The sequence below is a fragment of the Vibrio sp. KUL80 genome, assembly GCF_059725495.1.
This window is the reverse complement of sequence record NZ_AP045842.1, coordinates 1,749,165-1,774,451: the sequence shown is the minus strand read 5'-3', so window position 1 is coordinate 1,774,451 and position 25,287 is coordinate 1,749,165. Positions and strand designations below refer to the sequence as shown.

At 45.9% G+C, this 25,287-nt stretch carries 18 protein-coding genes and 2 pseudogenes; 6 read left to right on the top strand and 14 right to left on the bottom strand.

Annotated elements, in window-relative coordinates; genetic code table 11:
- Positions 1-107: 107 nt before the first annotated feature.
- A complete protein-coding gene (locus tag AC6I8U_RS24465; RefSeq protein WP_498018873.1) occupies positions 108-989 on the bottom strand; it encodes a 6-pyruvoyl trahydropterin synthase family protein in 882 nt (293 codons plus the stop codon).
- A 259-nt stretch (positions 990-1,248) separates the two neighbouring features.
- Here AC6I8U_RS24465 and AC6I8U_RS24460 point away from each other — a divergent pair.
- Positions 1,249-2,687: pseudogene (locus AC6I8U_RS24460) on the top strand (IS1182 family transposase).
- Positions 2,688-2,808: 121 nt separating this feature from the next.
- Here the strand turns inward: AC6I8U_RS24460 and AC6I8U_RS24455 are convergent.
- On the bottom strand, positions 2,809-3,795 hold the full coding sequence (locus tag AC6I8U_RS24455) for a cytochrome-c peroxidase (RefSeq protein ID WP_498018872.1): 987 nt from the start codon (positions 3,793-3,795) through the stop codon (positions 2,809-2,811).
- A 505-nt stretch (positions 3,796-4,300) separates the two neighbouring features.
- On the opposite strand from AC6I8U_RS24455, the gene AC6I8U_RS24450 reads away from it, so the two are divergent.
- From AC6I8U_RS24450 to AC6I8U_RS24440, 3 genes are all read left to right on the top strand, one after another.
- Entirely contained in the window at positions 4,301-4,693 is a 393-nt protein-coding gene (locus tag AC6I8U_RS24450; RefSeq protein WP_394150967.1) for a glycine zipper family protein, read from the top strand.
- A gap of 106 nt (positions 4,694-4,799) precedes the next feature.
- Positions 4,800-5,630 carry a LysR family transcriptional regulator gene (locus tag AC6I8U_RS24445; protein ID WP_498018871.1) on the top strand — a complete coding sequence of 277 codons (831 nt, stop codon included), beginning with the start codon at positions 4,800-4,802 and terminating at the stop codon, positions 5,628-5,630.
- Between the two features lie 144 nt (positions 5,631-5,774).
- Complete coding sequence (locus tag AC6I8U_RS24440; RefSeq protein WP_498018870.1) at positions 5,775-6,794, top strand: OmpA family protein; 1,020 nt, start codon at positions 5,775-5,777, stop codon at positions 6,792-6,794.
- Between the two features lie 57 nt (positions 6,795-6,851).
- On the opposite strand, the gene AC6I8U_RS24435 is transcribed toward AC6I8U_RS24440, so the two are convergent.
- Positions 6,852-8,120, bottom strand: coding sequence for an O-acetylhomoserine aminocarboxypropyltransferase/cysteine synthase family protein (locus AC6I8U_RS24435; protein WP_498018869.1), 1,269 nt, complete (start codon positions 8,118-8,120; stop codon positions 6,852-6,854).
- Positions 8,121-8,269: 149 nt separating this feature from the next.
- Here AC6I8U_RS24435 and AC6I8U_RS24430 point away from each other — a divergent pair, with 149 nt between their 5' ends.
- Positions 8,270-9,220 carry an ADP-ribosylglycohydrolase family protein gene (locus AC6I8U_RS24430; protein WP_498018868.1) on the top strand — a complete coding sequence of 317 codons (951 nt, stop codon included), beginning with the start codon at positions 8,270-8,272 and terminating at the stop codon, positions 9,218-9,220.
- Between the two features lie 51 nt (positions 9,221-9,271).
- On the opposite strand, the gene AC6I8U_RS24425 is transcribed toward AC6I8U_RS24430, so the two are convergent.
- The 10 genes from AC6I8U_RS24425 to pepT all read right to left on the bottom strand — a co-directional run bounded on the left by AC6I8U_RS24425 (position 9,272) and on the right by pepT (position 23,257).
- A complete protein-coding gene (locus tag AC6I8U_RS24425) occupies positions 9,272-9,754 on the bottom strand; it encodes a 2-thiouracil desulfurase family protein (RefSeq protein WP_498018867.1) in 483 nt (160 codons plus the stop codon).
- Between the two features lie 4 nt (positions 9,755-9,758).
- Complete coding sequence (yqfB, locus tag AC6I8U_RS24420; protein ID WP_498018866.1) at positions 9,759-10,070, bottom strand: N(4)-acetylcytidine aminohydrolase; 312 nt, start codon at positions 10,068-10,070, stop codon at positions 9,759-9,761.
- Positions 10,071-10,083: 13 nt separating this feature from the next.
- The gene (locus tag AC6I8U_RS24415) at positions 10,084-13,128 is read right to left on the bottom strand and encodes an AAA family ATPase (protein WP_498018865.1); all 3,045 of its coding nucleotides are present in this window, start codon (positions 13,126-13,128) and stop codon (positions 10,084-10,086) included.
- Positions 13,129-13,133: 5 nt separating this feature from the next.
- Positions 13,134-14,282, bottom strand: a complete 1,149-nt coding sequence (locus AC6I8U_RS24410) for an exonuclease SbcCD subunit D (RefSeq protein ID WP_498018864.1) — start codon at positions 14,280-14,282, stop codon at positions 13,134-13,136.
- Positions 14,283-14,403: 121 nt separating this feature from the next.
- Positions 14,404-15,696 carry an ATP-binding protein gene (locus AC6I8U_RS24405; RefSeq protein ID WP_498018863.1) on the bottom strand — a complete coding sequence of 431 codons (1,293 nt, stop codon included), beginning with the start codon at positions 15,694-15,696 and terminating at the stop codon, positions 14,404-14,406.
- An 11-nt stretch (positions 15,697-15,707) separates the two neighbouring features.
- A complete protein-coding gene (locus AC6I8U_RS24400; protein ID WP_498018862.1) occupies positions 15,708-16,412 on the bottom strand; it encodes a response regulator in 705 nt (234 codons plus the stop codon).
- Between the two features lie 316 nt (positions 16,413-16,728).
- Positions 16,729-19,884: an efflux RND transporter permease subunit gene (locus AC6I8U_RS24395; protein WP_498018861.1), complete on the bottom strand. Its 3,156-nt coding sequence runs from the start codon at positions 19,882-19,884 to the stop codon at positions 16,729-16,731.
- A gap of 3 nt (positions 19,885-19,887) precedes the next feature.
- Positions 19,888-21,021, bottom strand: a complete 1,134-nt coding sequence (locus AC6I8U_RS24390) for an efflux RND transporter periplasmic adaptor subunit (RefSeq protein WP_498018860.1) — start codon at positions 21,019-21,021, stop codon at positions 19,888-19,890.
- A gap of 127 nt (positions 21,022-21,148) precedes the next feature.
- Positions 21,149-22,003, bottom strand: a complete 855-nt coding sequence (locus tag AC6I8U_RS24385; RefSeq protein WP_498018859.1) for a mechanosensitive ion channel family protein — start codon at positions 22,001-22,003, stop codon at positions 21,149-21,151.
- A gap of 30 nt (positions 22,004-22,033) precedes the next feature.
- Positions 22,034-23,257 (bottom strand): peptidase T, encoded by a 1,224-nt coding sequence (gene pepT / locus AC6I8U_RS24380; protein ID WP_498018858.1) that lies wholly within the window; start codon positions 23,255-23,257, stop codon positions 22,034-22,036.
- A 220-nt stretch (positions 23,258-23,477) separates the two neighbouring features.
- On the opposite strand from pepT, the gene AC6I8U_RS24375 reads away from it, so the two are divergent.
- Complete coding sequence (locus AC6I8U_RS24375) at positions 23,478-23,651, top strand: hypothetical protein (protein WP_234496907.1); 174 nt, start codon at positions 23,478-23,480, stop codon at positions 23,649-23,651.
- A gap of 119 nt (positions 23,652-23,770) precedes the next feature.
- Here AC6I8U_RS24375 and AC6I8U_RS24370 read toward each other — a convergent pair.
- Positions 23,771-25,207 (bottom strand): annotated as a pseudogene (locus AC6I8U_RS24370) (IS1182 family transposase).
- Positions 25,208-25,287: the final 80 nt, after the last annotated feature.

Genomic DNA, 25,287 nt, shown 5'->3' with positions numbered 1-25,287 from the left:
ACAAACGCTTATACGCTTTCTACAACAAGATTAGATTGAAAATGCAAAAAGCGCCCATCAAAGGGCGCTTCTAGTGCTTTATTTTTGAGCTAAAGGTTCTGTGGGGATTATGAGCGAAAGGCCATTGCTCCCTTGCCAACACCTTCATAAGCGACAACCTGCAATGACTGCTCAACGGGCATGGAAGCCTTCACTTCATCGGCTATAAAGTTTGCAAGTAACTCAACGGTCGTATCTGTATCAAGAATCTCAGTCTCTTGCTTTGAAATCGCGAGCTCAAATTCCCCTTGCGGTGCTTGATAGCGGAAACCAAAATGGGTTGAGTCATCGATTCCATTCGCTTGTTCGCTAAGACTTAATGTAGAAATATCGACTTGGTCTTCTTTGGACCCTAGATAAATGTCTTGCCAACGCTTTGCGAACGCTGACTCTTTTTCTTCATCTCGCTGACCATCGACGATAAGCTCAATCGGTGAACGGTGTCCATGAGCGATGCGTTGGCAGTTACCATCGTGTTTTTTCAAGCCGTGAGTGTAGTGATAAAACGCGCCATTAATGTTTTCATGGCGAAGCGTAATTTCAAGACCTTCAACGTTTTCTGGCAAGTTACCGTTTAGGATCTGGTAGATGTATTGCTTTACCGCTTCAATGGTGATTTCATCGGAATCGATCAAACAAAACGCTTCATCGGGGCTGTGTAGATGGATACTTTTGTCACCGCGCATAAAATCGAGTGTCGAATAGCCAGCTTTAGTGGCAGCGTGGTGAACGGCACTGCTTTTCATTGGTACGAGCAAGCGGTGATCGACATACTCATCGATAAGACGTTTGATCTGCTTCTTAACTTTGCCAAAGTCTAGCACCATGCTCATCTCGTTGAGCTCACCGGACAAAATGACGTCCACGATCCAACTTTCTCCCACCATGCCTCGTGTTTCGCAAAGGTAAGAAGAGTCGATAACGGTAAGATCTCTGACAAATAGATTCAAACTGGTTTCCTTATTGATAGTAGTTGTCATTACGCTCGGACTGCGCATTATACCTATGTCACAAAAAGAAGCATGCTATGCGTAAAGAAAATTTCTGATTTTTAATATCTTGAGACACATCAAGTCTAGTCTATGAGCGTTTATTGGTCTCAAAACGAACAAAAGCTCCCTATGGGAGCTTTTCAGACTGCTGACAAAGGTCTAGCTTTCGAGCCAGACCTTTGATCTAATAGGAGTATCGAAATATGGATACTCCGATATGCTTCAAGAACCTTCTCCTCAGCAATACGAACTTGAAATGGTCACTATGGAACAGCTTGTTCCACAAAATCATCTCGTACGAAAAATTGATAATGCCATCGACTTTGAATTCATCAGAGACGAAGTGGCACATCTATACTGCAAAGATAACGGCCGCCCGCCCGTAGACCCTGTTCGTTTATTCAAAATCATTCTGCTTGGCTACCTATTCGGCATCAAAAGTGAGCGCCAACTGGTCAAAGAAATTGAAGTGAACGTCGCCTATCGTTGGTTCTTGCGAATGTCACTGACCGAAAAAGTTATCCATGCTTCGACGTTAAGCCAGAACCGAATTCGACGCTTCAATGGTACTGAAGTCTTTGAGCGCATCTTCAATAACATAGTGCTTCAAGCGATGGAGAAAGGCTTAGTCGCAGGACAGGAGCTCTTCACTGACAGTACACACCTTAAAGCCAATGCTAACAAGAACAAGCACATGAATCGTCTGCGCCCAGTTAGTGCAGGCGCTTATCTTGATATGCTGAATGAAGATGTGGCCGCAGACCGAGAAGCCGAAGGTAAAAATCCATTCAAGGAGACGCCACCAAAGACAGACGTCAAAAACACCAAAGTCAGCACCACCGACCCTGAAAGTGGCTTCATGACCCGGGACAATAAGCCTCAAGGCTTCTTCTATCTTGACCACCGAACCGTGGATGGCAAGCACGGTATAATCATAGACACATACGCAACACCGGGGAATGTGAATGACTCACAGCCCTATATCCGTCGTCTCGACCACACGCTAGAGCAGTTCAACCTCAACCCCATCGCAGTTGGTATCGATGCAGGTTACTTCACAGCGCCTGTTGCTGAATCACTCGAGCGCCGCAGTCTATTAGGTGTGTTCGGGTATCGCCGCCCATCAAGAACTAAGAACAAATTTAAGAAGAAAGACTTCAAATACCAAAAAAGAGACCGATACCTATCGCTGTCCAGAAGGGCAGGAGCTCGTCTATAAAACCACAACACGCGCAGGCTATCGCTCATACGCTTCCGACCCGAAGCAATGTGCGTTTTGCCCCGTTCGGGACGACTGCACCAAGAGTGAAAACATGCAGAAGGTCATAACGCGTCACCTCTACAGCGAGGCGGTGGAGCGAGCCAATCAAATGCGACTCTCTTGCTACGGAAAAAAGACGTATCGGAGGCGAAGTGAAACGGTAGAACGAAGCTTCGCCGATGCAAAACAACACCATGGTCACCGTTACGCGCGCTACCGTGGTCTCGCAAAAAGTGCAGATGCAATGTTGGTTAGCCGCTGCCGCTCAAAACATCAAGAAGATAGCGTTGGTGGTGAGCTATCTGCGAAAAATGGGCTTAAATAGGGCAGAAATACGTCAAATACTGGCCTCTGTATGCCGGTTTAGGCTCAACTCACTTCAGAGCGCTATCTAACAAAAAATATCGCGATCGCGGCCTATGGCCGCTCAGAAAAAGAACCCCGCTTGAAAAAGCGGGGTTCGTCAGCAATCTGAAAAGCTCCCTATGGGAGCTTTTGACTCTTCAGTTTATCACTTTAAATCTGTGGTCTTGCTGTCTCATTAGTCGACGGTGGCAAATGAGGCAATGTGATTACAGGCTGCTCTCCGGTAAGAGAATGAAGGAACGCGGTGATTTTCTTCGCCTCTTGTTTTGTTACTGGAATGCCCAGTTGGATATCCGCCATCACCTCTACCGCTTCTTGTAAATCCCAAACAGAACCATCATGGAAGTACGGATAGGTGAGTTCGATATTACGTAACGTCGGCACCTTGAACACATACTTGTCAAAGTCATTACCTGTTATAGCGGCTCTACCAATATCTGTATTGTCGGTTTCAAACGTCTTCACCAAACCCATCTTTTGATACATCTGCCCACCAGCCAATGGGCCACTGTGACAAGAGGTACAGCCTTTCTGCTTGAAGAGTGCGTAGCCTTCAACTTGCTCTGTGCTAAGTGCGCTGTCGTCGCCCTTAAGCCATTGGTCAAAAGCAGAATTTGGAGTGCGAAGTGTTTTTTCAAACGTTGCAATGGCATCGGTGACTTCGGTAATAGTAAAGTCTTCTTTTCCATATGCTTCTTTAAACCATTCTCGATATTGCGGAATAGATTTTAAAGTGCCAATAGCTAAGTCATGAGAAAAAGCCATTTCAATTGGGTTTTCAATTGGTCCGGCCGCTTGTTCTTGCAAATCTTTTGCGCGTCCATTCCAAAACTGTACAAAATTCAAATCTGAATTAAGTACTGTTGGGGAATTAATTCCACCTACAGCCCATTTATGGCCAATTGAGCTAGGTAAATTATCCACCCCACCCTTTGCCACATTGTGACATGAATTACATGAAATCGTATTTGAAGCCGAAAGCCGAGGTTCAAACCATAGCGTCTTACCGAGCTCAACCTTTGCACTATCTAAGCCTTTGGCCGGCTCGATAACTTTGATAGGCTCACTGCTTTCGCGAGAAGCGTAGGCACTGCAAGACACAACCACCATCATTGATATAATAATATTTTTGTTCATGCTACTTCCTTTTGTGTATTCAACAACAATTTGGCATGCAAGTTTTAATAGAAATTTATAGTTATATTGACGCCGAATTTAATATTCGACTTAATCCATCCATTTGGTGTGGAAATAATAATTAACAGAGCGTCGCAAATATAATGCAAAAACTCGATTGGATTTATAGAAAAAAGGAATGTTAAAACCTATTCAAGCCTGTAGCCCTTGAAAATATAATGACTACGTCGTTAGTAATGATTTTGTTAGTACAATTTATTCACACATTCCTTACGCGTTCGATTGATTAAAATCAATTTGTTAGTCATTAGCGTACAGCACTTCGCAGTATGACCATACTCAGCTCATTATTGTCAATTAACACTGTAAATGCCCAGTATTACAAGGTTTCAGGCTCCCACCTATCAACAAAATGGTCGTCCGTTATTCTTCTGGTAATAATTGATATTCCAAAAGGTTTTTTACGTTGGATTACCATAGTAGCAAACCAATTAGAGTCGTGATTATGAAAAAAACTGTCTACGCCGTTGCACTTACCTGCCTCACTTCATTCTCTAGTTTTGCGAATGTGATTATCGATATGGAAGGTGTTGACGAGAAAGACTACGTCTATGACTTACACAAATGTGAAGAGATGGCCGGTCAAGTGCAGAAGCAACAAGCTTCAGGTGGTGCGATCAGTGGTGCAGCCAAAGGCGCAGCGCTTGGCTCAGCAGGCGTGGCTATTGCAGGCGGTTCAGGTACTGAGGGTGCGAAGAAAGGCGCAGCCGTGGGGCTTGCAGCTGGCGTTCTCGGTCGCGGGCGTGCCAACAGAGACAACGCAGAGCAATATAAACAAGACCAGCAAACTGTTGTCAAAAACTGCATGACCAATCGTGGATATGTCGTATTAAATTAACTCGTTCGAGTAAAGTTACATTTCTATTCTATACAAGGCATTGAGATACCCTGAATCTTCATATACGTTTATAATAATTTCATTCACTTAATGGATATCGACATATATGAACGATCTCAATGCCCTTCGCGTATTTCTCACTTTAATGGAGACTGGCTCTACCTCTAAAGCCGGTGTCGCTTTGGGTAGATCGCAGTCGTATATCTCCAAAGTGCTTGCCCAGCTGCGCGAAGAGCTCGATGACCCTTTGTTCATAAGAGATGCAAGCGGACTCACTCCAACAAGTTATGCGATTGGACTGGAGCCAAAGCTAAAGCATGCTATCAGCCAAATTACAGACGCTCTTAAGCCCGATACATTCGCCCCTAGCGCTGTCGATAAAGTAACAATACATTTAATCGAGCCTTACTTAATTTCATGTGGCAAAGAGATAATCCAAACCATACGCCGGCACACAAACGCGCCTATAGAATTAAGAAAATGGAGTAAGGTGTCCGAGTCATTGCTTCTCACCGAGCAAATTGACATTGGTGTTCATGCGCTAACAGACAGGCCGCAATCCATTTATCAGAAATACGTGCATACCGGCACCGGTGAACTGTATGGCAACAAGCAAGGCGAGTTTGTAAAGTACTTAGTCGATGACCTAAACGAGAATCTCAACTTATACAAACTCCTCCAAAGCGACGCAGAAGCTACCCTCTTTGTCGACAACCATGCCTTGATGACGCAGTTACTCGATGACTGCTACACACTCCGCTACCACATGTCTGAAGATCCGGAAAGTGCACCTGTACAACTAGACTTAGCAATACTAGCCAAAGCAACTCGCAAGAATGAACACAAGATCCAATGGCTAATTTCAATAATCGACCCAATTCTAAAACGATACAGGCCACTTTCCTACGAACGACTATCAGCAATTTCTGACAACTAACCAGCTACAAAACGTTCGTCAACCACCAAAAAAGCTGCAAAGTATATGAAACTTATTTGTTTATTTTTGAAAATGGCGAAAAGCTAACCTATTTTTATCATTGATGTATCGAATCGCATCGTTAACGATAAAAAGGACGTCATTATGAGAAAAACAGTGGTAGCAGCATCAATAATAGGTGCCATGACGGCAGCAGCACCCGTCTTGGCCGATGAAGGTTTCTACTTGGGTGGTCGTTTAGGGGGTTCGCAGCTCTCCGACGCCTGTAACATTTCTGGCGCTGAATGTACTGATAGTGGCTTCAGTGCAGGTTTCTTCGCTGGTTATGATTGGAATGATTATATCGCGTTAGAATTCGCTTACGATTGGCTAGGTAGCTATAAAACATCGTTTATCGAAGGTAGCACTGGTTATCGCCAAGACGCGAACATGAGCGCATTAACGCTCGCTCCTAAATTTGCTTATCCGTTTACTGAGGACTGGTCTGTATTTGGTAAGATTGGTGCGGCATACACTACTTATGGCGATCGTAACGCTACTGCCCTAATGGGGGGCGTTGGTGTTGAATACGATTTTGCAACGGCATGGTCCGGCCGCCTTGAATACCAACGTATTAACGATGCTAAAGATGATTGGTTTAATACCGACGTTGATACATTCTGGCTGGGTGTATCTTACTCATTTGGTAATGCAGCCGCCGCTGCTGCAGCTGCGACAGCTGCTGCAGTGACTCAAGCGCCCGCTGAAGAGCCACCAGTAGTAGAAGCTGTGGTTATGACCAAGACATTTGAACAAGTGTCTGGTCAAGAGACCTTCGCATTTAATAGCACAGAGCTAGACGAAGAGAAGAAAGCTGATTTTGATCCTCTCATCGCGCTAATGAAAGAGCATCCAGAAGCGACAGTGACTATTGTCGGTTACACAGATTCATCTGGTCCTGAAGAAGTAAACCAACGTATTTCTGAAGAGCGTGCTGAATCTATTGCGTCTTACTTAGAGTCTCAAGGTATTGATCGCTCAAGAATGTCTGTGAGCGGTATGGGTGAAGCTAACCCAGTTGCGGACAACTCTACGTCTGAAGGCCGAGCTCAAAACCGTCGTGTAGAAATTACAGTTCCGGAATTTGAGTACACAGTAGAAGAGATGATGGAAAAAACTCAATAGTTTCCAATAATCATCTAAAAGCGGGTCCATTTGGCCCCGCTTTTTTATCTCATTAGACTAGGCTTTGAGTGCCTGTTCTAGGTCAGCCAAAATATCATCAATATGTTCAATTCCGACAGACAGACGGATCATTTCAGGTCTTACGCCAGCTTCTAGCTGTTCACTTTCACTCATCTGACGGTGAGTTGTCGATGCCGGATGGCAGGCCAGAGATTTGGCATCCCCAATGTTTACCAAGCGTTTGAATATCTGCAGCGCATCATAGAACCTGACACCTGCTTCGTATCCATCTTTAAGACCAAAAGAGAGAATGGCGGAAGGTTTCCCCTTCATATATTTACCCGCCAACTCGTAGTATTTAGAGCTTTCGAGTCCTGCGTAAGACACCCAGCTTACCTTCTCATGATTTTGCAAGAACTCAGCAACTTTAATGGCGTTTTCAGTATGACGCTCCATTCTCAGTGACAAGGTTTCTAAGCCTTGTAGCAGCATGAAAGAGTTCAGTGGTGATAACGCAGAGCCTGTGTTACGTAGTGGCACGGTTCGAGCACGTCCAATAAACGCCGCAGGGCCAAATGCTTCGGTATAGACGACACCGTGATAAGAAGGCTCTGGCTGATTAAATACAGAAAAACGATCTTTGTGTTGATCCCAAGGGAATTTACCAGAATCGATAATAACGCCCCCGAGCGATGTACCATGGCCGCCAACGTATTTAGTAAGCGAGTGGACTACAATGTCCGCACCAAACTCGATAGGTTTACATAGCACAGGAGTCGCGACTGTGTTGTCCACAATGACCGGCACACCTGCTTTATGGGCGAGTGTTGAAATGCCCTCGATATCAACAATATTACCCGCAGGGTTACCAATAGACTCACAGTACACAGCTTTCGTGTTTTCATCGATTAGCTCAGCAATAGACTCAGGGCGATCATCTTTAGCAAACTTCACCTGAATGCCCTGCTTCGGCAGCATGTGTGCAAACAAGGTATATGTGCCGCCGTAAAGCTGTGGTGTGGAAACAATGTTGTCGCCCGCTTCCGCCAACGTCAAAATCGCATAGTTAATCGCGGCACTACCTGCGCTTACCACTAAACCAGCAATTCCACCTTCCAGCGCCGCCATTCTCTGCTCAAGCACATCGTTGGTTGGATTCATGATTCGAGTGTAGATGTTGCCAGGTACTTCTAGATTGAAAAGGTCCGCACCGTGCTGGGCACTATCGAACTCATAAGCGACCGTTTGGTAGATAGGAGTTGCTACCGACTTGGTTGTTGGATCCGTTTCGTAACCGTGATGTATTGATAGAGTCTCGTCTTTCATCGTTATTCCTTTCACGTAGTAGTCCAAATGGTTTAGGCGCAAGCCACTTCAAGCACAAAGCAAATTTTTGCGTTAGCCCCAAAAAAGTCTACCCCAAACCGCCTACAATAACAGAGACTAGGACCACTAATGTGATGTATGGACACGAGATGAACAGTGAAAACAATCGAGCTTTAAATTCCGTTATCGGTGCGTTGGTTGCCGATGCCGCTTCAATGGGCTTTCATTGGCTTTATGATCAAGTCGCCATCAAGTCCTTATCCAACGGCACTCCAGAGTTTCATGCGGCAAACGAAAAGGACTATATAGACAAAGGCCACTACGCACATCATGGCAAAAAACCTGGGGATTACTCTCAGTACGGCGCCCAACTGATCGCTATGTTGGACGCGATAGCCAGAAATGGAAAATACGATGAAGCGAGTTATATTCGAGCATTCCGTGATTGGTTTGATCTTGGTGGAAAATGGTGCGGATATATAGATAAGCCCACTAAACTCACCATACTCAATATTCATGCCCTAGAAGCTCAAGAAAAACCACTTCATCAAGTGGGCGCTGATGATACGCAAAACCCTGCCCTGTCAAAGCTACCACCACTTTTGGCAATTCATCACAGCGACAAAAAACTTAGTGACCTTGTCGAGTCTGCCGTTAGAGTCACTAACAACAATGACAATGCCGTCGATTATGCGCTAGCTTCTGCAATGATGATTAAGCAAGCGATAGCTGGGAAAACGCCAGCAGAGTGCGTGAAAACCGCTAAAGGGATTTCTGAAGTCTCTGATAAGGCGATACAAGCAGCCGAAGAGCGAATTCTGAAACCATCAAATGAAGTGGCACAAGAATTGGGAATGCACTGTGGGCTTGAGGCCTCATTAGCGGTGACCGCTCATCTTCTTCTCAATGCCACCAGCTACGAAGCATCGATTCGGGAGAACATACTGTGTGGTGGAGATAGTTGCGGCCGTGCGATTTTACTTGGCGCGGTGTTAGCCGCGTGCTATCAGAGAACAGACGAAGATATTCCACGTGACTGGGAATTGAAAGTATCGTTACCAAAATCGTTGCTAGCATGCCAAAGACTGCTGTTTACCTAGTATCTTTAGCTCTACGAAATCACTCAGGGGGTTGAGCTCCCCTGAGCTTGGTTATTTATCTAAGGTCGTGCGCAACATAGAAATTGAATGCTGGCTGAAGACTCTGATCTCGTTGGCTTCTAACAAAGCGGCTGTTACGCCAGCGCCATCAACTTTGATCCCTTGAAAGCTCCCATCATAAATCTTTGAGCTACCACAGGACGGACTCGCTTCAGCGAGAATCGCGTACTTGATATTCTGTTGCTGGCAGATTTCCAGTGCATTCCTCGCACCGACTAAAAATTGAGTTGTAACGTCAATACCATCATCTCCAACAACGCTCGCTGAGCCTCCAATTACATTGACCCCTTCTCCCCCGATGATCTCTGCAGGGGCCCTTGGCGTTGTTAAACCTGACGAAACTTCAGGACAGATAGCGACTAGTTCGAAGTTGGCGTTCAACCACTTAAGATCAGGCTCAGAGATTGATAAACAACTGCCATTGTATCTTACTTTATTTCCTAACAAGCAGGCGCTGACAAGTACCTTTTCCAACGATTTACTCCGCAACAACAAACTCAATCACGTACAACTCATCTTCTTCTGGATAAATTTCACGTATCACCTCTCGAAGCTGAGGAAGCGTCATATTTTCTTGGAGAGCATGCGTTTCGTTAATGTCGTCAAACGACATTGGTGTAATCGACAGGATCTTGAGGTTACCGAACACTCTACCATCCTCAAACGTAGCAACAGGTATAGTGCGGTTAAGCTCAAAGTCGATTTCTGACTTATCGCGGATAGTGATTGTCTTTTTACCCGATATGATATCGGCTTCAAAGCGTTCGAAAAAAGTGATTTGGTCACGCATTATTTTCTGTCTCCTAATTGACCAAACTTACGGTGCTACCTATTCGAGATGCATGGACATCTAAGCGAAGCGGCATTTGTTCTTTAAGCTCCGACACGTGAGAAATAATCCCTATCGTGCGACCTGATTGTTGCAGATCAACGAGTGTTTGAACGGCAAGATCTAGAGATTCCGGGTCTAAACTACCAAAGCCTTCATCGATAAATAGCGTATCAAGGCGAATACCGCCGCTGTATGACTGAACGACATCAGAGAGGCCCAATGCCAAGGACAGCGCTGCCATAAACGACTCACCACCCGATAGCGTCGCTACGTCGCGCCATTTACCTGTGTAGGCATCCTCGACAATAAGATCGAGACCGGAGCCTGCGTTACCTTTCGTTCGGGCTTCTTTGCGTTTTAAATCGTAGCGACCTTTACTCATCAGTCTTAAACGCTGTGACGCCTGAATCAGCACATCATCAAGCAGTACACCGAGTACGAAGCGATGCAGGCTGATTTTATTACCTGTGCGACCATTAGCGACGTCACTTAGCGTACCGACTACTTGATATTGTTTATCAAGCTCTTCATTTTGCTCACGTAGCGCATCAATACGCTTGCGCACTTGAGTAAGGTTATTGAACTGAGACTGGTGCATTTGGAACTGCTTGAGTGCAGACTGATACGTCTCCTCCATTTGCGACTTAACAAGCTTTAACTGCTCTACATCGGGCAGAGTCTGCTCGCCTATCTGAGCAGAGATAAGATTTAACTGCTCTTTGATACGAATGCCGTCGTGCTGATATTGCTCTATACGTTGGCTAAGCTCTTCAGCCTGAGCATCAACTAACTTAGCGTTCAGGAACGCGTTCTCATCAGTAAATGGACTGCTGGATAATTGCGATTGCCAATGGCTTTGAGCGTTAATTCGTTCTTTTTCGCGTTCATCGAGGTCTTTTTGTAAGGTCTCAAGATGTGATTCGAATTTGGCTAGCATTTCGCTCGCTTGATTCAAAGACTCTTGGGATTGTTCAAGTGCCTTAGCTTTTTGAGCGATATCTGACTCTAAAACTTGCTGACGCGCCACCACGGCTTGTGCATTATCAAATCCAGTGTTATTGCTTTGCGTTAACGAGCTTACGACACCTTGTAAGTGTTGCATCACGTTAGTGGCATCGGCAATTAATGTGGCCTGTTGTTCAAATTTAGCCTGTAGCTGCACACGCTTATCTGAGGATTGCTTCAACTGACGCTCCAAGCTATCGAGGTCGATAGCTTGGAGTTTCGCTATTTGGCTCGTGAGCTCGGTAATATATCTATTCACGGTTTCAGCAAAGCGTGGCAACTCGGTGGACTCAATACCAAGTGAACTCAGTGTGTCCTGTTTTCTTTCCGATAGCGAAGCTAGCTTACTTTCTAGCTCTGTCTGCTTTTGCTTGTATACGGTGAGTGCTTGGCTCGCGCGAGCTTCTTGGTCTCTTAACGCATTGACTTGATCAAGCGTCACAGCCTCTTCTACTGACTCGGCAACTTTAGGATGATCCAAACTACCACACACGGGGCAAGGCGAGCCGGTTTCTAAGCTCGCCGCAAGTAACGCTGCCTGACCTGTATGCCACTGTATTTCCGCTTCTGTCCTCATTTGTTGCGCTTGTTTAACCTCGGTCTCCTGCGCAGAGAGCGATGACATGAGTATTGCTTTCTGTTTAAGACCCTCCTGCAGAGAGGCTTCGATACTTGAAAGGCTGAGTAGCGACTGCTGCTTCTTGGTTTCAAGATCGAGTGCAAGGGTTAGTTCATTTAACTGAGCCTTTTCTTTTTGAGCAAGAGTAAGAGAGCTGTTCTGCTCCTCTTCCAGCTTAGTAATCAGCTTTAATTGATCGCTCAGAGCAGCTTGATTTGCCGTCAAAGATTGGACTTGTTGAGTTGCATTAGTAAGCTCGATTTTTTTCTCATCGAGTTCTTTCAATCGACCGACAAGGGCTTTGAGCTCATACAGCTCTTGGTGCGAAGCTTTCATCCCTTCATTTGCTTGGTGAGCGTGTTCAAAAGTCGCAGTCGCCTTCGTTTTCTCAGCTTTAGCTTCTGAAATCTTAGTAAGCCCATTCTTGATACGATCAGATAGTACCGACACCTCTTTGCCAAGTCGCACGCTGCTATCGTAGCTGCTCTGAATTGCCAAAGCAGATTTATGTGCATTGAGCTGAAGTGTCGCTTGTTGAATCTCATCCGATCTTTGACTATGCCTAGTTTGAGCTTGCTCTAGCTCCGCCTTAGCTGTGAACTTTTGCTCAATCTGCAGAGCAGCGTCTAAGGTTTGTTGAGCATTAGCCCTCGCCGTTTCTGCTTGTTTAAGCTCTGCTTCGGATTTTTCAATAATCGGCGTCAGCTCTGCTAAAACCTGAATCAGGTGCTGTTCTGACTCAATCGAGGCGACATCTAAAGCACCTTTGATCTGATTATCAAACTCTTCTTTAGCTTTGCGAATGCCCGCAGCACGTTCAAACAAAACACGCTCTATGGTGGTATAGATCTGAGTTTGAAATAGCTGACCAAAAATAGACTCGCGCTCTTTAGAGCTAGCAGTTAACAATTCTCGAAATTTGCCTTGTGGAATCACCATTACTTGACGGAACTGCTTAACATCCAGGCCAATAAGGGTTTGGACTTCTGTAGCGACCTGTTTAGGCTTACTGGCAATCAGCGTATCGGTATCGAGGTTAATCAACTCGGCAGAGTGAGACTTCTTGGTCATGCCCTCACCGCGCTGTTTTGGCACTTCTTGATCTGGACTACGAGTGATTTGGTAGCGCACGTTAGCGAGTTCAAACTCAAAGGTAATCGTCGTCAATAACTTGGCATCTGCGTAATCACACCGCATCTGGTCACCGGTGCGCTCACTACCCGTTGTTTCGCCATATAGGGCGTAACAAATGGCATCTAGAATCGAGCTCTTTCCTGAGCCCGTCGGACCGTTGATGAGAAATAGCGGCGATTCACCCAAAGAACGAAAGTCTATCTGTTCGACACCAGAAAATGGGCCAAAGGCTTGCAGAGTCAGTTTAATCGGTTTCATTCTACTTACTGCTCCTCTGTCTGTTTGCGCAGTGACTGTAATACATCCGAGACCATGTCGGTTTGGTCTTCTGTCATTGCATCACCCTGAACCTCAAGGAAGAAGTCTTGGAACATATCGATCTCTGAGCGCCCTAGCCTCGCTTGCCCCATTTCGGTCTCTACGCCAATCAGCATGCCAGGCTTCTCTAAATGAAGTACGTTAGGATACACCTCACGAAGCTTCGCCATTGGGTCTAGGATCGCGTGTTTGTCCGTCAGCCTGACTAACAGATAGTCATCTGCATTTGGGTCTTGCTTACCCTGCTCAATAAGGTCGAGGAGGTCACCTTCGATAATACGCATATCGTGAGGTGCAGTAAGAGGTATGGTTGATATCACAGGCTCACTTTGCTCAGGAGCAAGCTCAACCAAGGTCATACCTTTGTTGTGAAACTGCTCAGAGAAGGAATACTTCATTATCGAGCCAGAATATCGAATGTGCTCAGCTCCGCGCTTTTGCGCCTGATGCAAATGACCCAGAGCGACATAATCGAACTGCTTAAAGTGCTCATAACTGACTCGATCAGCACCACCAATTGAAAGCGTACGCTCAGATTCACACGTCTGCGCTCCATCTATAAAGCAGTGGCTCAGTAGGACATTTTGCTTTGAATAATCCACCACTGCATTTAACTGTTCAGCCATATGTTGGTGGGCTTCATCGTGATTACTGACCGAGACTTTGTAGTGATGGCGTACTTGCTCAGGATCGGCATAAGGTAAACCATAGAAATACACTGAATGACCTTGCTTATCGGTGATTTCTATCGGGGTGGTGATTTGTTCTAGTGAGCTAATGATATGCAGACCCGCTTGGCCAAACTGTCTTGAACCGAACCCAAGTCTTTTGGCCCCGTCATGATTTCCAGAGATCATGATGACAGGGATAGCAAGCTCTTGAACCACGTGATTCAAAAACTCATCCAAAACTTCAATGGCAGACGTTGGCGGTACAGAGCGATCGTAGACATCCCCTGCAATAAGCAGTACATCAATATCATGCGTAGCCAAGTAGTGTTTAATTTGTTCGAGGACGTGTTTCTGGTCATCGAGTAGAGACACGTTGTGAAACTGACGACCGAGGTGCCAATCGGAAGTGTGGATAAATTTCATTCAGTTCAATTTGTTATGGTCCAACCTTAGCATGCAGTATATCACTGGACGCGCAGCGACGTCTGCAAACATGCTAGAGGTTGGTCAAACATTGACGTGAATGGGAGCGCAAACTTTGCGCCTAGTTCGATGGCTCTTTTGGCAGAACTAAGGTGAAGCAAGCGCCGCCTAACTCACTATGGCTGACTTCTACATCGCCACTATGGCGGAGCATAATATGTTTAACGATAGCAAGGCCAAGTCCATAACCACCTGAAGCGCGGTCTCGTGCTTTGTCGACGCGATAGAAAGGGTCAAACAGACGCTCCCAGTGCTCTGGGTCAACACCAATACCGTCATCATGGACTTCAATCGCGACTTGATCATCATCTTCAGTGAGTTTTACAAGGATCTTGTTCTGTTTGTAACGCTTAGCATTACTAATTAGATTCACCAACGCGCGACAGACGAGGAATCTGTCCATATCCACTATGGTGTCTTGTACATCGACCTGTAGCTCGAAGCTCTGACCAAGTTGATTTTGCCATTTGTCTTGATGCTCAAGTAACCAAGCGGCAATATCGATACTTTCAACATCCAAAGCCGCGTCTGGTCGCTCTACTCGTGCATAGTACAAGAGCTCATCAACTAGATGTTCCATCTCTTCCGTATCTTCAATGATACTTGCGAGTTGCTTTTTCGCATCAGGGTCGGTGATTTGCTCCATCAACACCTCGCTTTGCCACTGAATTCGAAAAATCGGTGTGCGCAGCTCATGAGCAACGGCATTCGTTAGCGCCTTGTTACTCACCATGAGATTAGCGATTTTTGTCGCCATACGATTAAAGGTTCGATTAAGTCGACCTAGCCTCACCCACTGCTTTTCCGATGCTCTTGCCTCAAAGTTTCCACTCGCAAATTCGATTGCAGTCTTCTCTAAAACCCGCAATCGACGGCTTAAGAACCAGATAAGAACAAAGCTAAATGCCACGAATCCGGCAAGGAAGAATAACCATACAGAATCATTAGCAAATTCAATCGCCTTTAATAGCTCTGAGTCTGGATCATCAGACATATGGAAGTAGTTTGGATTGTTATCAAACTTGAGCCATAGATGATCATCGTCATCGAGCAGGAAATGGACGCCCGGATTTTGATTAAAGTGCTCTGCAATCTCTTCAGGAAGTTGCTCCACGGAATGGGCATCAAGAAGTCGATGGGTCTTTTCAGCAAAAGTGGTGAGCAGTTCAATTGCTTTCTCGTCGCTCTCATTGGTTGAGACATGATTCATGATGTCTCTGAATGCTTCAACTCTTAAGTTAGCATCCACCAGATCAACGTCAGTTTTACCGTAAATAACGTACTCATAGCCAAAAATACTCGCTGCGAACAGCAAGATAAGACCAATGAGTGACTCAAGAAACAGGCGCCACACAGTAACTAACCTTACGCTTTCCAGCCGTCAGCAACGAACAAATAGCCTTTACCACGAACAGTAATAATGCCTTTCGGGTTGGTCGCGTCGTCAAATAATTTTTTACGGAGCGTCACAATACGGTTATCAATAGTACGGTCGATGCCATCGTAGTCGATACCGCGCAGCTGGCGCGTAAGGTAATCACGCGATAGCACGTCTCCAGCAGATTTGGCCAATAGCCACAGCAAATCAAACTCACTATCCGTAAGCGAGACTGAGCTCTCTGCGAGATGACAACTGCGGCTACTTTGGCAAATCTTTAAGCGACCGATTTGAATCGTATTCGACTCAGCGGCTAGGCCTTCGTCCGTTGGGCGACGAAGTAAGTTTCTCACTCTGGCGAGCAATACTCGTGGTTTAATAGGTTTAGAGACAAAATCATCTGCCCCGGTCTCCAATGCGGCAACGTGGTCAAAATCGTCATCGCTCGCGGTAAGCATCAAGATTTTACCGTTGTAGCTATCACGCACTTCGCGGCAGATCGATAGACCGTCTTGGCCTGGGAGCATTAAATCGAGGATTGTTACGTCTGGTTGAAACGATTCAATCAGTTCCACTGACTCGTTTCCTTCATGAACTGTTTTTACTTCAAAACCTTGCGTTTTAAAGTAGTCACCAAGCATCGCGTTTAGCTTTTCATCATCTTCTACGATTAACAGTTTTTGATTTACCATCGTTCAATCCACTACATCTATCGAATTTGCCGCAAAGATACATAAATTTACAGAATACTACAAACCTCAGTCATTCTAGTTTTGTAGGTGTATTCTTATTGAGAATCCCGTTACAAATCACTAACAAATAAGAGATTAGCTTTATTTTACAGTCACTTAAAAACTGGCTATTAATCGCTCAATCAACGATGATGGTTAAAAAGGCTTGATTAACTGATTCTGTTGATAATGTAGAGAATTGTCAGGACACCTTGACAGTCGATTACAAAACAAAAAGCCCCTCCGAGGAAGGGCTTTTTAATGAGTTCTATGTTAATTACTCATCGTCTTCTAGTGGCACCAGTTTAGTGTTTCCACCATGGATCTTTTCACGGCGATGCTGGATAAGCGCATAGAAGCCAGGGATAAGGAACGTACCTGCCAATAGCACACACAATAGACCACCAACTAGGGAGATACCTAGTGAGTTTTGACTGATGTGACCTGCACCCGATGCAAAGATCAGTGGAATCATGCCTAGGATAAACGACCAAGAGGTCATGTTTACCGCACGGAAACGCAACATACCACCGCGCACTGCCGCATCATCAACTGGAACATCTTTCTCTTCACGTTCAATTTTGGCGAACTCCACGATAAGAATCGCGTTCTTCGCCGCCATCGCTATGAGTAGAACGAGACCTATCTGAGCGTATAAGTTCAACGGAATACCCGCTAGGTTCAATGCTATAAACGAGCCTAGTGTCGCCACCGGTACCACGAGTATGATGGCAAGCGGGATACCCCAACTCTCATACTGAGCAACCATGAATAGGTAGATAAAGATCAGAGCAAGCGCAAACGCATAGATGGCTTGGTTACCTGCTAGGATTTCTTGATAAGCCATACCTGTCCATTCGTACTGGTAACCCATTGGCAGTACTTCTGCAGCCACACGTTCCATTGCCGCGATCGCATCACCACTTGAGTAACCCGGTGCTGGTTGACCTTGGATAACCGCACTGCGGTACATGTTGTAACGCCACGCTACATCTGGTTCAAAGACCTGCTCGTAAGACACTAGCGTGCTTAGCGGGATCATCTCACCTTTAGATGAGCGAACGTGGAACAGCTGAAGATCGTCCATACCACTACGGTATTCAGCATCGGCTTGCATCGTCACGCGGAAGTTCTTACCAAACATGGTGAAGTCATTCACGTACAACGAACCTAAGTTACCCTGTAGCGTTTGGAATATCGACGATAATGGGATACCAAGTTGCTGTGCTTTCTCACGGTCAATGTCGACATAATAGTGCGGAACATTGGCACGGAAAGTACTAAAGGTATAAGCGATCTCTGGTTGTTGGTTCGCAGTTTGAATCACATCCTGCATTACCATCGCGAGATCCGTTCGGCTTCGACCCAGTGTATCCTCCAACACAAATTCAAAACCAGACGCCGCACCCATACCAGGAACTGCAGGAGGACCCATTGCAAACACAACCGCGCCCGGAATTTGCTGAGCAGCCATACCGTTAATACGCGCAGCAATAGCGTTCGAAGAGTGATCCCCTTCAAAACCATTACGGGTATCCCAGTCTTTTAGCTTGATGAACAGCGATGCACCATTCGATGCAGCCGCGCCAGTCATGAACGCGTAGCCGTTCGCCACAGTGATACCATCGATACCAGGCTCTTGCTCAACCAAGTTAACCAACTTGTCGGTTGTTTCTGTGGTACGAGACAGCGAGGCTGAATCTGGTAGCTGAACGTTAACCAGCAAGATACCTTTATCTTCCTGCGGTACAAACGCCGTAGAGGTGTTTTTCGCAAGGAAGGTTACTGCGCCAACCGCAATAATAAAGAAGGTAACCAGAAGTACTGCCTTCTTCACTAGGAACCCAGCAACTTGACCGTAGCGCAATGTAATACGCTCTAGTGCGCGGTTAAATGTTTGGAACCAGCGAGCCGTATTGCCACCACCCTTCTTCAGTACCAACGAACAGAGTGCTGGCGACAGCGTTAGTGCGTTGATCGAAGAGATAACTACCGAAATACAGATAGTCAGAGCAAACTGACGATACATAATGCCGGTAATACCTGGCAACAGCGTTACCGGAATAAATACCGCAAGTAGTACCAGCGTCGAGGTAATGATTGGACCCGTCACCTCTTTCATCGCGATAAGAGTCGCTTTTCTAGGTGACATATCTGGGTTGCGTTTCATGATGGTATCAACGTTCTCGATAACAAGAATCGCGTCATCCACCACGATACCAATCGCTAGAATGATACCAAACAACGTCACCGTGTTGACGGTAAAGCCCGTCATGTTCATCACAGCAAAGGTACCGATAAGCGATACTGGAATCGCAATAACCGGAATAAGCGTCGCACGAGCACTACCAAGGAACAGGTACGTTACCGCAATAACCAGAATAATCGCTTCGATTAGGGTCTTAACTACCCCTTTGATCGACTCAGCGACAAACAACGTGGTATCGTAGCTGGTTTCATAAGCCATACCCTCAGGGAAGTTCACACTTAAGCGTTCAAGAAGGTCCATCACCGCCTTGCCACTCTCCAGCGCATTCGCATCCGATTGAAGGTTTAGCGCAACGATAGAAGCATCTTCACCACGGAACTGACCACTACCATCGTAGAACTTCTTACCAAGTTCGACACGAGCGACGTCTTTAAGGTAAACCGTTGAACCATCTGAGTTTGCACGAAGAACAACGTTCTCAAACTCACCAACCGACTCTAGACGACCTTTGGTTACTAGATTGAACTGGACCTCTTGTGGGTTTGCATATGGCGCAGCACCTACACGACCAGCGGCAACCTGCACGTTTTGCTCAGCCAGAGCGGCATAAACATCAGAGGTGGTCATCTTCAGATTGGCGAGCTTATCTGGGTCTAACCAAACGCGCATTGCATACTCACCACCACCGATTACGTTAACTTCACTGATGCCCTTAACGCGAGCAAGCTGATCCTTAACGTTCAGGTTGATGTAGTTAATCAAGAACTTGTCATCATAACGACCGTCTGGCGAGTAGAAGTTCAGTACCATCAATAGGTCTGGCGAACGTTTTTTCACCGTCACACCAACCATACGAACTTCTTGTGGCAATTTTGACTCAATCTGTGACACGCGGTTCTGTACGTTGACCTGAGCCATGTCAGGGTCGGTACCGATATCAAACGTCACATTGAGGCTATAAGAACCATCATTTGCACTCTTTGAAGACATGTAAATCATATCTTCAACGCCGTTTACCGAGGTTTCAATTGGATCGGCTATTGCTTCCTCTACTACCTCAGCACTTGCACCTGTATAAAATGCCGAGACACTGACCGACGGTGGACTGATTTTAGGATACTCAGCAACAGGCAACACCATCAAAGAGATGGCACCTGCTAGCGTGAGTATGATTGAAATGACCAAAGCAAACTTTGGCCTTTGAATAAAGAAACGACTTAGCATCTATTACGCACCTTGATCTGCTGGCTTCGACTCATCGATTCGAACAGGCACGCCATTCCTTACACGCTGTAAGCCTTGAGTGATGACAACATCAGTCGGTTTCAATCCTGATTGAATGATGATGCCAGTTTCAACTTGAGTACCAAGTACAACATTGCGACGCTCAGCAACATTACCTTCCGTTACGACCATAACGAAATCGCCTTCAAGGTCGGTCTGAACCGCACGGCGTGGTACTGTTACTACATCAATCGCTTCTTTTTCCATCAGTTCAACGCGAACGTGCTGACCCGGAAGTAAGCGCTGCTCTGGGTTTTCAACAATGGCACGCATCGCTAATGTACCCGTGTTTAGATTAATACGGTTACCTAAGAAGTCGATCTGACCTTTTTGATCGAACACTCGACCATCTTCTAGGATAATATTTACCTGCACGCCATCAGACTTGTCCGAACCATCGCCTTCAATCTCATCCATACCAAGAGCCAGACGCTCACGCTCACTGATGCTGAACGATGCGTAAATCGGGTCCATGCTAACTAATGTAGTTAATACACCTGAGGATGGAGAAAGCAGATCACCTTTACTTACTTTACTGTCGGCAATACGTCCGGTAAACGGTGCAAGAATTGTGGTATATGAAAGGTTAACCTCAGCCACTTTTAGCTGAGCTTTACCTGCTTCAAGTTGCGCGCGAGCACTCATCAAGTTTGCTGTCAGTGCATCGAATTCAGCTTGAGAAATATTCTTTGACTTAACTAGGTTTTTACCACGTTCAAAGTCGAGTTCAGCTTTTTTAAGTGCTGATTCCGCTTCTGAAACAATGGCTTTCGCACTTGCTACTTGTGCTTCGAAAGTAGAAGGCTCTATGGTGTATAGCTTCTGACCCTTTTCAACTATTTGACCTTCTTGGAAATGACGTTCCATCAAGTAACCCGTTACCTGAGCGGTAATGGCAGTATCTTCAACCGCGTCCATACGTCCAATGTAAGACTTGCTTTGTTGATGTGGGACGACCTCTACGGCAGTAGTCTGCACAAGAGGTGCTGGCGCGTTTTGCGTCGCTGTTGTTGATTCACCGCAACCTGCTAAGAACAGTGCAGAGATAACGCTAGCAACTAGTATTTTTCTAGGCATTGAAACACCCTATTTATCTTCTGAAATTGGAACAAGCTTTGGCAGACTAACAAATCACAAGTCCGATGAATGTCCGAGAAGTATTAATAGTTACCATAAAAGTGTTTCAAAATACAACAAGCTGTTTTTACGACGCTTTTTCACTTTCCGGCGGGAACGCGAGATCATGTAATGTCATAAAATCAGAACGAATTTCTTGCTCTAGGTGTGTGGCCAGTTCCGTCGGGCAAAAAATCATGACATGGACGATTTGCTCGCCAGTCGCGCCACTTGAGATATGAATATGTGGCTCAGAGCCCGGTAGATCTACACCAGCATGTTTTTCTATGACGCCGTTGTAACGCCTAGCAACATCGATAAAACTCTCGCTATGGTGCTCTATTTTAGCCGTCAGTTTGGGTAACAATGGGAATAGGTTTTTAAACCCTGGAACAATGATAGAAAAGCCATGGTAGACATAGCGCTTCATAAAGTTAAGATTCTTTACCGGATAGGTAAAAAACATGCTGTTAGGTAGAGTTATGGTTTTTCCTGTGAAATGGTATTGACCGTGATAAAGATCGATCTCTTGTATCACGGTTGCCATCAGGTTGTGTTCGATGACTTCCCCACTCGTCTTGCCAACTTCAATCCAATCACCGATACGAAACGACCGAGAGCTCGCGCGCTGTATCGATCCCGTAAAACACAGAATAATTTCTTTGGACGCCACTACAATAGCAACAGCAATCGCCGTCACCGAGAGCGCAAACTCGCTAATTTCTGACTTCCAGACCAAGAACAAGGTCACTACGATAATGGCGAACGAGCCATTTTTAGTGCGCGACATCCATTTACGTTGGTCCTCAGACAAAAAAGCCACATCTCCCCGTATTCCTGACAGGGTAATACGGCGTATTAAGAGTATGAGAGTGACAACCAAGACGCTCAACAGCAGTTTGTTTTCTGCCAAAAATGTGATGATTTTCTGAACGTCTTCCATGGTCGCCTACTGCTGCATTATGAATGTCTCCTAACGATAACGAATCGCTGTGTCTTTCGCAATTTGCACTATCACATTCACAGCCAATTCCATCCCTTGAAGCGTAATAAACTCATGAATGCCATGGAAATTGTAGCCACCAGTGAACACATTTGGGCACGGTAAACCCATAAACGAAAGTCGAGCCCCGTCCGTGCCACCGCGAATTGGTTTGATGTTTGGTTTAACCTCACACGCTTCCATTGCAGACTTAGCAATTTCGATAATATGTGGGTGAGGCTCCACCTTCTCACGCATGTTCGAGTAGTTGTCAGTGATCGTTAGCGACACTTTGTCACCATGAGCATTAAACGCTGCTACCTTATCTTCTAGGTAGGCTTTACGTCTTTCTAGCTCTTCACTATCAAAATCACGAATAATGTAATTCAACGTCGACTTAGTGACAGACATCTCTGCATTGCTTAAATGATAGAAACCTTCATAACCAGATGTGCACTCTGGCGTTTCTGCTGCCGGCATGTCAGCATGGAATCTTGACGCTGCCGTCATCGCATTAACCATTTTACCCTTTGCGGTGCCTGGATGAACGCTCACGCCAAGAAACTCAACCACAGCTGCTGCGGCATTAAAGTTTTCATATTCAAGCTCGCCTACAGGACCACCGTCTACCGTATACGCCCACTCTGCGCCGAATTTCGCTACGTCAAATAGATCGGCACCGCGACCAATTTCTTCGTCGGGTGTAAAGCCAATTTTAATGTCTCCGTGAGGGATCTCAGGGTGCTGAAGAAGATACTCGACCGCTGAGATGATCTCTGCAATACCAGCTTTGTTGTCAGCACCAAGTAGAGTTGTACCATCTGTCGTTATAATGTCGTGACCGTGCAAATCGTGAAGGTCTGGGTATTGAATTGGGGATAAGACTTCATCACCTTTGCCAAGCGCAATGTCACCACCTTGGTAGTTCTCAACCAGCTGTGGTTTGACGTTTTTGCCTGACGCATCGGGTGCCGTGTCCATGTGGGCAATAAAGCCGATCGCAGGCACTTGCTCTTGGATATTCGATGGAAGGGTTGCCATCAGATAGCCATTAGCATCTAAAGAAACGTTTGATAATCCCAGTGAGTTCAACTCTTGCTCAAGAAAACGAGCAAAATCTATCTGTCCTGGAGTACTCGGACAGCACTCTTGCGACGGGTTGGATTGCGTGTCAAACGTGACATATTGAAGAAACCTGTCGAGAAGACTTGTCATATTTTCACCTATAGCTTTGGGGGGAATCTCTAAACTCATCATACGGATTAAGCCCCGAGGAAAATTGCGATGAATCAGGTTTATCTGATTTGAAGGTAACTTTCTTAACTTAATATACTCATTTACAAACAAATATACGCCTAACGACCTACGCCCTAGGTTCAGCGTTAGAGGGGGGATGTGAGTTATATATCTAACTGGAATAATAAGTGACAGTTCTATGACGATGAGAGCAGATACGATGAACCATCCACATTTTCTATCGACACCAATTGCGCGACAAACGCAAACGAAACGTCAAAGCACAGCTTGTCCAAAAGAGCTAGAGCGAATCGCACTGGTTAAACAGATGCAAAAGCAAGGCGGCTTAGACGCTCATACGCCTTGTCGTTAGACAACAGATACAAAAAAAGCACCTTAAAGGTGCTTTTTCTCAGATTGCTGACGAACCCCGCTTTTTCAAGCGGGGTTCTTTTTTCTGAGCGGCCATAGGCCGCGATCGCGATATTTTTGTTAGATAGCGCTCTGAAGTGAGTTGAGCCTAAACCGGCATACAGAGGCCAGTATTTGACGTATTTCTGCCCTATTTAAGCCCATTTTTCGCAGATAGCTCACCACCAACGCTATCTTCTTGATGTTTTGAGCGGCAGCGGCTAACCAACATTGCATCTGCACTTTTGCGAGACCACGGTAGCGCGCGTAACGGTGACCATGGTGTTGTTTTGCATCGGCGAAGCTTCGTTCTACCGTTTCACTTCGCCTCCGATACGTCTTTTTCCGTAGCAAGAGAGTCGCATTTGATTGGCTCGCTCCACCGCCTCGCTGTAGAGGTGACGCGTTATGACCTTCTGCATGTTTTCACTCTTGGTGCAGTCGTCCCGAACGGGGCAAAACGCACATTGCTTCGGGTCGGAAGCGTATGAGCGATAGCCTGCGCGTGTTGTGGTTTTATAGACGAGCTCCTGCCCTTCTGGACAGCGATAGGTATCGGTCTCTTTTTTGGTATTTGAAGTCTTTCTTCTTAAATTTGTTCTTAGTTCTTGATGGGCGGCGATACCCGAACACACCTAATAGACTGCGGCGCTCGAGTGATTCAGCAACAGGCGCTGTGAAGTAACCTGCATCGATACCAACTGCGATGGGGTTGAGGTTGAACTGCTCTAGCGTGTGGTCGAGACGACGGATATAGGGCTGTGAGTCATTCACATTCCCCGGTGTTGCGTATGTGTCTATGATTATACCGTGCTTGCCATCCACGGTTCGGTGGTCAAGATAGAAGAAGCCTTGAGGCTTATTGTCCCGGGTCATGAAGCCACTTTCAGGGTCGGTGGTGCTGACTTTGGTGTTTTTGACGTCTGTCTTTGGTGGCGTCTCCTTGAATGGATTTTTACCTTCGGCTTCTCGGTCTGCGGCCACATCTTCATTCAGCATATCAAGATAAGCGCCTGCACTAACTGGGCGCAGACGATTCATGTGCTTGTTCTTGTTAGCATTGGCTTTAAGGTGTGTACTGTCAGTGAAGAGCTCCTGTCCTGCGACTAAGCCTTTCTCCATCGCTTGAAGCACTATGTTATTGAAGATGCGCTCAAAGACTTCAGTACCATTGAAGCGTCGAATTCGGTTCTGGCTTAACGTCGAAGCATGGATAACTTTTTCGGTCAGTGACATTCGCAAGAACCAACGATAGGCGACGTTCACTTCAATTTCTTTGACCAGTTGGCGCTCACTTTTGATGCCGAATAGGTAGCCAAGCAGAATGATTTTGAATAAACGAACAGGGTCTACGGGCGGGCGGCCGTTATCTTTGCAGTATAGATGTGCCACTTCGTCTCTGATGAATTCAAAGTCGATGGCATTATCAATTTTTCGTACGAGATGATTTTGTGGAACAAGCTGTTCCATAGTGACCATTTCAAGTTCGTATTGCTGAGGAGAAGGTTCTTGAAGCATATCGGAGTATCCATATTTCGATACTCCTATTAGATCAAAGGTCTGGCTCGAAAGCTAGACCTTTGTCAGCAGTCTGAAAA

What these genes read in the sequence shown, in the direction of transcription:
- AC6I8U_RS24455 (WP_498018872.1), bottom strand. Translation starts at nt 3,795, where the DNA reads ATGAACAAAAATATTATTATATCAATGATGGTGGTTGTGTCTTGCAGT.
- AC6I8U_RS24450 (WP_394150967.1), top strand. Translation starts at nt 4,301, where the DNA reads ATGAAAAAAACTGTCTACGCCGTTGCACTTACCTGCCTCACTTCATTC.
- AC6I8U_RS24445 (WP_498018871.1), top strand. Translation starts at nt 4,800, where the DNA reads ATGAACGATCTCAATGCCCTTCGCGTATTTCTCACTTTAATGGAGACT.
- AC6I8U_RS24440 (WP_498018870.1), top strand. Translation starts at nt 5,775, where the DNA reads ATGAGAAAAACAGTGGTAGCAGCATCAATAATAGGTGCCATGACGGCA.
- AC6I8U_RS24435 (WP_498018869.1), bottom strand. Translation starts at nt 8,120, where the DNA reads ATGAAAGACGAGACTCTATCAATACATCACGGTTACGAAACGGATCCA.
- AC6I8U_RS24430 (WP_498018868.1), top strand. Translation starts at nt 8,270, where the DNA reads ATGAACAGTGAAAACAATCGAGCTTTAAATTCCGTTATCGGTGCGTTG.
- yqfB (WP_498018866.1), bottom strand. Translation starts at nt 10,070, where the DNA reads ATGCGTGACCAAATCACTTTTTTCGAACGCTTTGAAGCCGATATCATA.
- AC6I8U_RS24415 (WP_498018865.1), bottom strand. Translation starts at nt 13,128, where the DNA reads ATGAAACCGATTAAACTGACTCTGCAAGCCTTTGGCCCATTTTCTGGT.
- AC6I8U_RS24410 (WP_498018864.1), bottom strand. Translation starts at nt 14,282, where the DNA reads ATGAAATTTATCCACACTTCCGATTGGCACCTCGGTCGTCAGTTTCAC.
- AC6I8U_RS24400 (WP_498018862.1), bottom strand. Translation starts at nt 16,412, where the DNA reads ATGGTAAATCAAAAACTGTTAATCGTAGAAGATGATGAAAAGCTAAAC.
- AC6I8U_RS24395 (WP_498018861.1), bottom strand. Translation starts at nt 19,884, where the DNA reads ATGCTAAGTCGTTTCTTTATTCAAAGGCCAAAGTTTGCTTTGGTCATT.
- AC6I8U_RS24390 (WP_498018860.1), bottom strand. Translation starts at nt 21,021, where the DNA reads ATGCCTAGAAAAATACTAGTTGCTAGCGTTATCTCTGCACTGTTCTTA.
- AC6I8U_RS24385 (WP_498018859.1), bottom strand. Translation starts at nt 22,003, where the DNA reads ATGGAAGACGTTCAGAAAATCATCACATTTTTGGCAGAAAACAAACTG.
- pepT (WP_498018858.1), bottom strand. Translation starts at nt 23,257, where the DNA reads ATGACAAGTCTTCTCGACAGGTTTCTTCAATATGTCACGTTTGACACG.
- AC6I8U_RS24375 (WP_234496907.1), top strand. Translation starts at nt 23,478, where the DNA reads ATGACGATGAGAGCAGATACGATGAACCATCCACATTTTCTATCGACA.